10 protein-coding genes are annotated in these 11677 nt (G+C 50.0%); 5 read left to right on the forward strand and 5 right to left on the reverse strand.

Annotated features, from left to right (window positions below; translation table 11 throughout):
* The 3 genes from lgt to rppH form a co-directional block, all read right to left on the reverse strand.
* Complete coding sequence (lgt, locus tag MPHASIOC01_RS16250; protein WP_064601248.1) at positions 1–876, reverse strand: prolipoprotein diacylglyceryl transferase; 876 nt, start codon at positions 874–876, stop codon at positions 1–3.
* A 151-nt stretch (positions 877–1027) separates the two neighbouring features.
* Positions 1028–3274: a phosphoenolpyruvate--protein phosphotransferase gene (gene ptsP, locus MPHASIOC01_RS16255; RefSeq protein ID WP_064601110.1), complete on the reverse strand. Its 2247-nt coding sequence runs from the start codon at positions 3272–3274 to the stop codon at positions 1028–1030.
* A 12-nt stretch (positions 3275–3286) separates the two neighbouring features.
* Positions 3287–3823, reverse strand: coding sequence for an RNA pyrophosphohydrolase (gene rppH / locus MPHASIOC01_RS16260; protein WP_064601112.1), 537 nt, complete (start codon positions 3821–3823; stop codon positions 3287–3289).
* A 442-nt stretch (positions 3824–4265) separates the two neighbouring features.
* Between rppH and MPHASIOC01_RS16265 the strand changes: the two genes are divergently transcribed.
* From MPHASIOC01_RS16265 to MPHASIOC01_RS16285, 5 genes are all read left to right on the forward strand, one after another.
* The gene (locus tag MPHASIOC01_RS16265) at positions 4266–4397 is read left to right on the forward strand and encodes a hypothetical protein (RefSeq protein WP_369935232.1); all 132 of its coding nucleotides are present in this window, start codon (positions 4266–4268) and stop codon (positions 4395–4397) included.
* A gap of 113 nt (positions 4398–4510) precedes the next feature.
* Entirely contained in the window at positions 4511–5197 is a 687-nt protein-coding gene (mutH, locus tag MPHASIOC01_RS16270; RefSeq protein WP_064601114.1) for a DNA mismatch repair endonuclease MutH, read from the forward strand.
* A gap of 146 nt (positions 5198–5343) precedes the next feature.
* Positions 5344–6057, forward strand: a complete 714-nt coding sequence (locus tag MPHASIOC01_RS16275; protein ID WP_064601116.1) for a TerC family protein — start codon at positions 5344–5346, stop codon at positions 6055–6057.
* Positions 6058–6177: 120 nt separating this feature from the next.
* Entirely contained in the window at positions 6178–6396 is a 219-nt protein-coding gene (locus MPHASIOC01_RS16280; protein WP_036102670.1) for a YgdI/YgdR family lipoprotein, read from the forward strand.
* Positions 6397–6633: 237 nt separating this feature from the next.
* Positions 6634–7674: an NADP(H)-dependent aldo-keto reductase gene (locus MPHASIOC01_RS16285; protein WP_064601118.1), complete on the forward strand. Its 1041-nt coding sequence runs from the start codon at positions 6634–6636 to the stop codon at positions 7672–7674.
* Between the two features lie 44 nt (positions 7675–7718).
* Here the strand turns inward: MPHASIOC01_RS16285 and lplT are convergent, their stop codons facing one another.
* Positions 7719–8942: a lysophospholipid transporter LplT gene (lplT, locus tag MPHASIOC01_RS16290; RefSeq protein ID WP_197499309.1), complete on the reverse strand. Its 1224-nt coding sequence runs from the start codon at positions 8940–8942 to the stop codon at positions 7719–7721.
* The gene (gene aas, locus MPHASIOC01_RS16295) at positions 8935–11094 is read right to left on the reverse strand and encodes a bifunctional acyl-ACP--phospholipid O-acyltransferase/long-chain-fatty-acid--ACP ligase (protein ID WP_064601120.1); all 2160 of its coding nucleotides are present in this window, start codon (positions 11092–11094) and stop codon (positions 8935–8937) included. The genes lplT and aas overlap by 8 nt, the downstream gene beginning before the upstream one ends.
* Between the last annotated feature and the right edge of the window lie 583 nt (positions 11095–11677).

The raw sequence follows: 11677 nt of genomic DNA on the forward strand, positions 1-11677 counted from the left end.
TCACGATAACTGCGGCTGGCCTTTGTGACGATATGCCCAGACCATCATCACCACGCCAGCCAGGATCATTGGAATGGAAAGAATTTGCCCCATGCTGATGTACTGAACCCAGGCACCGGTAAACTGCGCATCAGGCTGGCGGAAGAATTCGACAATAATACGAAACGCGCCATAGCCTATCAGGAATAAACCGGATACAGCCCCTGCCGGACGAGGTTTACGAATAAACACATTCAGAATAATAAACAGTACGATCCCTTCGAGGAAGAGTTCATACAGTTGGGATGGGTGGCGGGGCAGCACGCCGTATTTATCAAACAAAGCCTGCCATTGCGGGTGACTTGGTAACAGCGCGATATCTTCACTACGGGACCCGGGGAACAGCATGGCAAACCGGAAGTTAGGGTCAACTCGCCCCCACAACTCACCGTTGATAAAGTTACCCAAACGCCCGGCACCCAGGCCAAATGGGATTAATGGCGCAATGAAATCAGATACCTGGAAAAAAGTCCGTTTCGTGCGACGGGCAAACCAAAGCATCACGCAAATCACGCCAATCAGCCCGCCATGGAATGACATGCCGCCATCCCACACTTTGAATAAATACAACGGATTATTAAGAAACGATGGCAGATTATAAAACAGGACATAACCAATGCGGCCACCTAAAAAGACACCGAGAAAACCCGCATAAAGTAAGTTTTCCACTTCATTTTTTGTCCAGCCGCTTCCCGGGCGATTGGCCCGGCGCGTAGCCAGCCACATTGCAAAAACGAACCCAACCAGGTACATGACACCATACCAGTGGAGGGAGACAGGGCCGAGAGAGAAAATGACCGGGTCAAAGTCAGGGAAATGCAGATAGCCAGTGTTCATAGTCACCATATAAACGCTTATTTTTCTGCCCAAAAGCAGACTGTTGGTCATGCGTACACGGAGCATACGCGCCAGAAAGCGCGCATGATATCACAAAGGCAACAGCCAGCGGGTTGTCGAGTTGTAAAGAACTATTCAACCAGTAAAGCCGCTAACGGCCACCGCGAATAAGCCCACCCATGGAACGACGTTCCATAAATGCCGCCACCTGATGGCGAATTTCCGTGGTCATTTGCAGCTCCAGCGCACGTTTTGCCAGATCCTGCGCTTCTGCGATTTCAATATGACGTAACAAATATTTAATACGAGGTACTGAACGGCCATTCATTGATAAATGGTGATATCCAAGGCCAACCAGAAGCGCAACACACATCGGATCTCCGGCCATTTCGCCACATACGCATAAATCCAGACCAACCTGCTCTGCTTGTTCGGCAATCATTTTCAGCGCGCGTAATACAGCCGGATGCAAACTGTCATACAGGTTTGCTACACGCGTATTGTTCCGGTCAACCGCCAGTAAATACTGAGTCAGGTCGTTGGTACCCACAGAGATAAAATCAACCCGCCCGGTAAGATCCGGTAACAGGAACACCATAGAGGGTACTTCAACCATAATACCAATACGCGGACGGGGAATGTTGTATCCCAGCATTTCCTCCACTTCACGCCCAGCCCGTTCAATCAGACGCCTGGCTTCGTCGATTTCATCAAGGCTGGTTATCATTGGCAGCAAAATACTCAAGTTTTCGCTGGCTACGTTAGCCCGCAACATTGCGCGCATCTGCACCAGAAAAATCTCGGGTTGATCAAGCGTTATGCGGATTCCGCGCCAGCCAAGGCATGGATTCTCTTCACTGATAGGCATGTAAGGTAGTTGTTTATCTGCCCCGACATCCAGTGTTCGCAAAGTAACAGGCTTACCGTTAAACATTTGCAACATACCCTGATACTGCGCTACCTGCTCATCTTCCGAAGGAAAACCAGCCTGTAACATGAAGGGGATTTCTGTACGGTATAAACCAATCCCGTCAATTCGGTCGCCCAGCTTATCTTCATGTTGCGGGCTAAGACCGGCATTGAGCATGACCTGGATACGTTCGCCGCTTTTCAGTTGAGCGGGTTGCTCAACTTCACCTTCTGCCAGTTTACTCAGCTCAAGCTCTTCGGTTATCAGCCGCTGATATTCTTGCTCAAGTACCGGTTCCGGGTCGACCAGTACTTCACCACGGTAACCATCGACCACCAGGGTTCGGTTATGCAACATGCCGGGTTGCATGTCTGCTCCCATAACCGTAGGGATACCCAGTGCGCGAACCATAATTGCGGCGTGAGAGTTGGCAGCGCCATCACGCACCACAACCCCCACCAGCCTGTCTGTGGGTAACTCTGCCAGGGTCGCCGCGGATAGCTCATCCGCCACCAGAACAAAGCGTTCAGGCCAGGTATCGGGGCTTTGAATCGTGTCATCGAGATGGAAAAGAATGCGCTGCCCAAGTGTGCGTAAGTCACCGGCACGCTCTTTCAGATAACCATCGGTGAGCTCAGCAAACTGGGCGGCAAATTTCTCAATAATTTTTTTAACAGCCCACTCAGCAACCGCCCCTCCGTCAACTTCGTCGAACAACTCTCGACGCAGACGGGCATCACTCAATAAATGCGAATAGAGATCAAAAATTGCGGCTGTTTCTTTTTGCGCACCAGCAGAAAAGCGCTTGCTGTAGCGACGGAACTCATTAGCTGCCTCTTCCAGCGCTCCGGTCAGGCGCTCACGCTCAAGGCTCTTATCCAACGCCGAAGCTTCGAAGACCTGCTCAATCAGTGGCGACGTGGTATCCATCCACCCGGGGCCGATTGCCACACCAGGTGAGGCCGCCAGCGCACGAATACGGGTTTGGCGGTATTGCCCGAATAATGAGGTCAACTGAGATTGGGACAAAATGGCGGCCATTTGGGTGGCCAGCGTAACTAAAAAAGATTCTTCGCTTTCATCAAACTGGCGAAGTTCTCTTTGTTGCACCACCAGTACGCCCAGGAGCTGCCGGCGCTGGATAATAGGTACACCCAGAAAGGCTTTGAAGCGCTCTTCTTTAACGGCGGGAATATACTTAAAACTGGGGTGTTTTTGCGCATCAGCCAGGTTAATAGGCTCTGCAAGGCGCCCAACCAACCCAACCAGACCTTCGTCGTACGCCAGTGTGATGGTACGCCCACGTGGTTTTTTCAGCCCGCGGGTTGCCATTAAGTAGTAACAACGCCTGTCCTGGTCTGCCAGATATACCGAGCAAACCTCAGTGTTCATCGCCTGACAGATGTCAGTAACCAGAATATCCAGCGCCTCGTTTAAACGAGGCGCACTGGCGACCTTCTCTACTATTTCTCGCAACCGCGTTAACATATATCGTCTGTATTAACCTCTTTTACGCCGATAGTTAGCATTAGCAGCCGTGTTACGTTGCGGCGCGATCTCCTGCAATGCCATAACAACACTGGCGAACTCTTTCATTACCCGCCGGTAGACATCCCGCTTGAAGGAAACGACCTGGCGAACCGGATACCAGTAACTTACCCAACGCCAGCCATCAAACTCAGGCGTACTGCTGGTTTGCATATTGATATCAGTATCATTGCTCATCAACTGTAAAAGAAACCACTTCTGCTTTTGGCCTATACAGACGGGTTTTGTATCCCAACGCACCAAACGTTTCGGTAATTTGTAACGTAACCAGTTTCGGGTCGAGGCAAGAATCCGGACATCTTTACGCTGTAATCCGACTTCTTCAAAAAGCTCCCGGTACATCGCCTGTTCAGGCGACTCGCCGGGGTTTATACCTCCCTGAGGGAATTGCCAGGAGTGCTGACCAAAACGTCTGGCCCACATTACCTGTCCCTGGCGATTACAGATCACAATACCTACATTCGGGCGGTAGCCATCATCATCGATCACTGGACTACCTCAAAATAAACCTGGATACGTTTGATTGTTTCATACTCCTGTATGACGGTAAACCACTGTATGTGGGCAAGTACAAACGAATAACAATTGAATAACTCACAGAACATGCCTCAGTTATAAACACCCGGACAGCAATAACCGCGGTTTTATTCACTTTTTCTGTGGATATCATTGTGAAGAAGTACCGTATTACTCAGGGAAAACTAGTGACAGGTTGCGTAGCTCTCGTATTAAGCGGGGAATTAAATTCATAAATATCATTATATTAAAAAAGAAATCACCACAACCGAGCCCTGAAAAGTGATATTCATCACATTAAGGATCGACATGCTGATGAAAGATCAACCAGCGCCGATTTTATCCACAACTTATGCCAGTATCTTAGGCACAATTTGTCTGAAAATTGGATTTTATTCGCAAGTCAAGGCTGTAAATCAAACCAGTAGTTGCCACTTTTCCCGGTTATCCCATTTTTCTGTGGATAACCCGGTGTAAGATCCTGTTTATTCCCAGTGACCAGAATTGGAAAACCTTCGGACTGCCCAATAATTCTGTGGATGAATAATAAAAAATAGCTTAAAAATCATAAAACTGTAATTTCTTTTAGCATAACGGTAAACTGAGTGGATAACCCTGCACTTATGCGTTCAATTTTTAATCACTCAGGTGAATATCGTTATGCCCATCCTTCGTCCTCTGTCACATCCCCCCTCAAGCGAGCTGGAGCTGGTTAATCAGGCGCAACAATTGGCGGGTATGGCATTAGGCGAACTGGCAACACTGGCAGGAATGAACACCCCGCCAAATCTGAAGCGCGATAAAGGCTGGACCGGGGTTTTGCTTGAACGCTGGTTAGGCGCCAGTGCCGGGAGTAAACCTGAACAGGATTTTGCCGACCTGGGGATTGAGCTGAAAACCATTCCCATAGATGCTCAGGGGCGACCGCTGGAAACCACATTTGTGTGTGTAGCCCCACTCACGGGTAATACCGGTGTTGTATGGGAAACCAGCCATGTGCGCCATAAACTGCACCGGGTGTTGTGGGTTCCTGTAGAAGGTGAACGTAGCATTCCTCCAGGTGAGCGTCGCGTCGGTTCACCATTACTCTGGTCGCCTTCTGAAGAAGAGGATGACCAGCTACGCCGTGACTGGGAAGAATTGATGGATATGATTGTGCTGGGCCAGGTTGAGCGAATAACCGCACGCCATGGCGAAGTGCTGCAAATTCGCCCCAAAGCCGCTAACAGCAAGGCACTGACCGAAGCCATTGGGGAAAATGGGCAACCTATAATGACACTCCCCCGTGGCTTCTATTTAAAGAAAAATTTCACAGGCGCTATTCTCGCGCGGCACTTCATGCTGTAAAGCACAATAACCAGCCTGTATCAGACCAATCTGCTCCTAATATACCCAGGCAACAATACACCCGGCATCCTTGTAACAGGCAACTCTGCAACGCATTCAGGTTTGGGTATATAATATTTCCTTTCCTTTATTTTCAGGGTTTTTTGATGTTATTTGCATGGATAACCGACCCCAATGCCTGGCTGGCGCTGGGAACACTGACGCTGCTGGAAATTGTTCTGGGCATCGATAATATTATTTTTCTCTCTCTGGTGGTTGCCAAACTTCCCAAAGCACAACAAAACAAAGCCCGCCGCCTCGGTCTGATGGGGGCGATGGTAATGCGTTTACTGCTACTGGCCTCCATTGCCTGGGTAACGCGCTTAACGAATCCACTTTTCTCTCTGGCGGGCCATGCAATTTCATTGCGTGATTTAATTCTTATGGCTGGCGGGCTATTTCTTATCTGGAAAGCCAGTAAAGAAATACATGAAACGATAGAAGGTGATGAAGAGGATTTACGTACCAATGTGCATTCTTTCTTCGGTGCCATTGTTCAGATAATGCTGCTGGATATTATCTTCAGCCTGGACTCTGTGATTACAGCCGTAGGCTTATCTGACCACCTGTTTATAATGATGGCCGCCGTGGTTATTGCAGTCGGAATTATGATGTTCGCAGCCAGGCCGATTGGTGAGTTCGTCAGCCGACACCCTTCAGTAAAAATGCTGGCACTGTCTTTCCTGATTCTGGTGGGGTTCACGCTTATTTTGGAAAGCGTTGGCATTCATATACCTAAGGGTTACATTTACTTCGCAATGTTCTTCTCAATTGCGGTAGAAAGCCTGAATTTGTTACGAAATAAAAAAAAATCGCATTAATTTTACCGTGCGCGTGACCAACGCGCACTTATTTACATTTTTTCAGAATATACTGCTTCCTGAATTCTATGTAGTTCGCTATTAATAGTATAACTTCACAACCCTGAGAGGAAAATAATGATGAATAAATGGGCTGTCGCCATTTCCGCCGTGGGTCTGGTTTTTACTGTTTCTGGTTGTAGCAGCGATTACGTTATGGCAACCAAAGATGGCCGGATGATTCTTACTGATGGTAAGCCTCAGGTTGATAATGACACCGGCATGATCAGCTATGAAGATCAGAAAGGGAATAAGTTACAAATCAACCGCAACGAAGTCTCACAAATTATCAAACGCTAAACCTCACCCGGCTGGCTCAATGCCAGCCAGTAATTTTTTACTTCCCCTTTGTCGCCCGCTCTGCCATTTTGATAGCCCCCCAACAATTAATTGTGGTGGGCTTGTAGAATACGTCGCGATAAATCTGGCTCCATGAGGCCACGCAGCCTGCACGCCAACCCGCCTGTACAATTGAATGGCAGGAAACTGTTGTCGGGAAGCGACTCGTTGTAAACAACAAAAAGAAGGAAACCGGCTATGCATTATCACCGTATTCCCCACAGCTCACTTGAAGTCAGCGCCCTGGGCCTTGGGACAATGACATTTGGTGAGCAAAACAGCGAAGCTGAGGCCCACCTTCAGCTCGACTACGCCGTAAACCAGGGCATTAACCTGATAGATGTCGCAGAAATGTACCCCGTGCCTCCGCGCCCGGAAACTCAGGGTCTGACCGAAACCTACGTAGGCAACTGGTTACATAAACGCGGTAACCGTGAAAAACTGGTTATTGCTTCAAAAGTGAGTGGTCCTTCACGTAATAGCGACAGTGGTATCCGACCAGATCAGTGCCTTGACCGCAAAAATATTCGTGCGGCGCTGGATGCCAGCCTCAAACGCCTGCAAACCGACTACCTTGACCTGTACCAGGTTCACTGGCCACAACGTGCCACCAATTGTTTTGGCAAGCTGGGGTATACCTGGACTGAAAACAAGCCAGCAGTGACGTTGCTGGAAACCCTGGAAGCCTTAACGGAATTACAACGCGCCGGTAAAATTCGCTATATCGGCGTTTCCAACGAAACTGCCTGGGGCGTGATGCGCTATCTCAATCTGGCAGAAAAACACGACCTGCCGCGTATTGTGACCATTCAGAACCCGTACAGTTTGCTTAACCGCAGTTTCGAGGTAGGTCTGGCCGAGGTGAGCCAGTATGAAGGTGTGGAGTTGCTGGCATACTCCTGTCTCGCTTTTGGTACGCTAACAGGTAAATACCTTAATGGGGCCCGCCCGGCGGGTGCCAGAAACACGTTATTCAGCCGTTTTACCCGTTACAGCAGTGAGCAGGCAGAACAGGCAGTGGCCGCTTATGTTGAGGTGGCAAAACGCCATAATCTGGATCCGGCGCAAATGGCGCTGGCGTTTGTTCGCCAGCAGGCGTTTGTTGCCAGTACCTTGCTGGGGGCAACCAGTATTGAACAGTTAGAAACAAATATTGGCAGCTATAACCTGACACTGTCTGAAGATGTGCTCGCAGAACTGGAAGCGGTACACAAGCGCTATACCTACCCGGCACCATAACCACTACGTTGCCTGTTTTCACAGGCAACGTTACCCCTGGCCCGTTAAGGCGCTGTGCGCTGGCGGGCTTTTTTATCCTGGCCGCGCTTCCACATCCACAGGCCACAGATAGCCACAGCAAACAGCACACCAAACCCAACACCAATGCCAATCACTGGTACACCCACTTTCACCGCCAGTGAGTAAAGACCAAGCATCAGCAACATGGCGATGTTTTCACCCAGGTTTTGGACTGCAATAGCATTGCCTGCTCCCACAGTATGTTTACCTCTGTCCTGTAACAAAGCATTTAGTGGCACAACAAAAAAGCCGCCCAACATCCCAATCACCATCAACAGAACATAAGCAGGCAACAGGCTGTGTTGTACGGCGAAAAAGGCCACGCCAACACCAATCAGCACCCCGGCTGGCATGCACCGGGCAACCGTTTTAAGCGTGACCAGGCGCGCTGCGGCTCCTGCACCGGCCACAATGCCAATCGCCACCATCGCGTTAAGATAGGTTGGCGTGGCGTTGTCCGTCAGCCCCAGCGCAACGGGTACCCACAGCACCAATAAGAAACGCAGAGTCACCCCTGCGCCCCAGAACATGCTGGTTCCCACCAGCGAAAAACGGGTCTCTCCCATATGCCAGAGTGTGCGGCAGGCCAAAGAAAAGTGCGCCACCATTTTCCCCGGATGCCAGGATAACCCGGTACGTGCAGGTTGCAGGCGGGGAATCAAAAAGTTTGCCGCCACTGCACCACCATAAACCAGTACACACACTCCCAGCGCCGCCAGTATGTGCCAGTCAGCCAGTACCCCCCCGGCCACTGAGCCCATAAGAATGGCGGCAATGGTTGAGGACTCCATCAAACCATTGGCTTTAACCAAACGGTCGCCGGTAGTCAGCTCACCCAGAATGCCATATTTCGCTGGCGAGTATGCCGCTGCGCCAATCCCAACCAGGGTATAGCCGACAAACGGATTCAACCCGGCGCAAATCACCGCTGCACCAAACAATTTCAGGGCGTTGGCAATCATCATTACTCGCCCTTTGGCAAGGCTGTCAGCAAACTGTCCGACAAAGGGGGCGAACAAAATATAAGCGCCAACAAATACCATTTGCAGTACCGGCTGGCTCCAGTCCGGGTAGAATTGCTGTTTGAGTACTGCCAGGGTGGCAAATAGCAATGCATTATCGCCAAACGCAGACAGGAACTGAGCCACCATCACCGCCATCATGCCGCGCGAATACAACCCTTGCTGAACCTCTGGTGCCTTAGCCATTAACGTTTTCTCCTTCAGCAACCATACTGGTCAGAGTTACAAAGTCAGGTTTGCCACTGCCCAGCAACGGCAGTTGCTTAAGGAAGCGGATATCACGGGGAACCGCCAGTTCTGGCATGCCCTGCTCACGCGCCTGGCGTAACAAACGTTCGCGAGTCAGTTCGCTGTCTGTGGTATACAGCACCAGCGCTTCACCTTTACTGGCATCATGGCGGATAACCGTGGCATGTAATTTTTCAGGGGAAACACCCAGCGCCAGTTGCTCAACGGCCTCCAGTGAAACCATTTCACCGGCAATCTTGGCAAAACGCTTTGCGCGGCCCTGAATAACGCAGAACCCCTGGTTATCAAACGCAACAATATCGCCAGTGTCGTACCAGCCTTCTTCAGGCTCACCATACTGATTTTCTGCACAAGGCGTTTCGAGGTAGCCCGGCTTTTCTACCCGCAAGTAACCTTTCATGATATTAGGACCTTTGAGCTGTAAACGCCCGCCGTCACTGATACCTGGAACAGCCAACAAACGTGCATCCATTCCCGGAAGAATACGCCCCACAGTGCCACTTTTTGCCGCCATAGGGACATTGATTGATACCACGGGAGCACATTCCGTCACGCCATAACCTTCAAGCACACGTAAACCAAATTTTTCCTGCCACAACGCGCGGGTTGTTTCCTGGAGTTTTTCGGCCCCAGCCACGACATAGCGAACTTTGAAGAAATCGTAAGGGTTAGCAAAGCGCCCGTAATTAGCAAGGAATGTAGGAGTACCGAATAACACCGTACAGTTACGGTCATAAACCAGTTCAGGGACAACCCGATAATGTAACGGGCTCGGGTAGAGAAAAACCTCGGCACCTGTCAGTAAAGGGGTTAATAACCCAACGGTTAATCCGAATGAATGGAACAAGGGTAATGCCGACATAAAGCGATCGCGTGCGGTAAAATCAGCAATGGTGCGAATTTGCTCAACGTTTGCCAGCAGGCTTTTGTGGCTGTGTACCACGCCTTTCGGGTGGCCTTCAGAGCCGGAAGTAAACAAAACCAGAGCTTCGTCTTCAGGCTGTTGAGCAACCTGAGCACAGCGAGGTACCAGAAGGTGTGCGAAGATCCAGGCTTTGTCACTGAATGTGATATCGGCTTTTAAATCCTCAAGGAATACCCATTTAACCTGAGTCAGTTGCTCCGGCAGGTGCCATAGTTTGCCTTTATCAAGAAACTGCCTGGACGTGAATACCGTTTTAATCTCTGCGGCAGTAATAGCGCTGGTCAGCCCTTTAACTCCGGCGGTGTAATTCATCATGGCCGGAATTCGCCCCCGGGAAACAGCCCCGAAAATAACCGCAGCCGAAATACCGGCATTAGGCAGCATCAGGCCAATTCGCTCACCTTTCTGGCTGTATTTTTCGAGGACCCGGCCGACGAAGAGGATCTTAGTCAGTAACTTCCGGTAGGTGTCTGGTGTGAAATTAATATCTTCAATACAGTGTTTGCGGGAGCCATAGCGGCGCTGTGCCGACAAAAGTGCTTCGAACAACGTTTCGCGCGGGCGAACAGCCATACGCGCTTCCATCATGATTTGGTGCAACATTTCCCCGGCCATGCGGCGGCGGTCGCGCGCTTTAGGGGCCTGCGGCATAGGCAATGAAGTCGGGGGAAGGATATGCAGCGTAATTCGTGGAAACAGGCGGCGTTTTACCACCCCTTTCAGGCGGCTGAAAAATGTCAGTTCAGCACCATCAATACGCAACGGTACAACAGTCGCCTGTGTTTTGGCAGCGACAAACCCGGCACCATCATAGATTTTCATCAGTGACCCCGTTGTACTGATACGCCCTTCCGGGAATATCACTACCGGCCTGCCCTGCTCAACCAGGCGAACCAGGTGCTTAATTGACATCGGCTTTGTCGGGTCCAGAGGAACAAAATCAATAATGGGGCGTAACCAGCGCATGAACCATTGGTTACTGATGGAGGTATAGACCGCAAAAACGGGCCTGACGGGAAGAAACAGTGCTAACAACACGCCATCGAGAAAAGAGACATGGTTCGGCGTAATCAGCACCCGCTCACTGGACAGCGCCGCGTTATCCCCACTGACAGTGACGCGAAAAACTATTCTGAACACTGCGCGAAAAAGACCAAAAAGCATATCAACTCCCTTTGTAGTCGGAAACCTGGACAGCCATAAATGAATACAGGGAGAGAGAGTACACGACTTACCAGACGGGAGCGACTGAATATCTGCAGAGTAAAAAAAACCTGCGCATCCGCGCAGGCTGGTGTAATGCTTGAGTTCAGCGAAAATTGGCTGACATCACCTATCAATACCTCTGGGACTTTTATCCTGACGGGTTGACGGGCAATACACCACCTCTAAAAAGCAAGTAAATTGGGCGAATTGCAACCAGGTATGTCTTTTACAGATTTATGTTACAACACTGAAAAAAAACAAAAAAAAACCTGCGCATCCGCGCAGGCTGGTGTAATACTTGTGTTCAGCTAAAAAGCGGCTGACATCACCTATCAATACCTCTGGGATAATCAATTTACCAGCAGGCTCCTTTGCACCGCCACCCGTGAATCGCAACAGGCTTTCGCAAAGTGTAAGCAAAAATTTGCCCTGACATGCTTTCCACTCATCCCAGATAAACCGATTACACTATTTTGTTTTTTTGTGAGATGTCTGGGCAGAGCAACGGGCATTTACTTGATGTGAAGGGTTTTTTCCGCAA

The organism is Mangrovibacter phragmitis, assembly GCF_040429585.1.
GTDB classification, from domain to species: Bacteria; Pseudomonadota; Gammaproteobacteria; order Enterobacterales; family Enterobacteriaceae; genus Mangrovibacter; species Mangrovibacter phragmitis.

Bases quoted from the DNA above. Each gene is read 5' to 3' on its own strand.
- lgt (WP_064601248.1), bottom strand. From the start codon at position 876: ATGAACACTGGCTATCTGCATTTCCCTGACTTTGACCCGGTCATTTTC.
- ptsP (WP_064601110.1), bottom strand. From the start codon at position 3,274: ATGTTAACGCGGTTGCGAGAAATAGTAGAGAAGGTCGCCAGTGCGCCT.
- mutH (WP_064601114.1), top strand. From the start codon at position 4,511: ATGCCCATCCTTCGTCCTCTGTCACATCCCCCCTCAAGCGAGCTGGAG.
- MPHASIOC01_RS16275 (WP_064601116.1), top strand. From the start codon at position 5,344: ATGTTATTTGCATGGATAACCGACCCCAATGCCTGGCTGGCGCTGGGA.
- MPHASIOC01_RS16280 (WP_036102670.1), top strand. From the start codon at position 6,178: ATGAATAAATGGGCTGTCGCCATTTCCGCCGTGGGTCTGGTTTTTACT.
- MPHASIOC01_RS16285 (WP_064601118.1), top strand. From the start codon at position 6,634: ATGCATTATCACCGTATTCCCCACAGCTCACTTGAAGTCAGCGCCCTG.
- lplT (WP_197499309.1), bottom strand. From the start codon at position 8,942: ATGGCTAAGGCACCAGAGGTTCAGCAAGGGTTGTATTCGCGCGGCATG.
- aas (WP_064601120.1), bottom strand. From the start codon at position 11,094: ATGCTTTTTGGTCTTTTTCGCGCAGTGTTCAGAATAGTTTTTCGCGTC.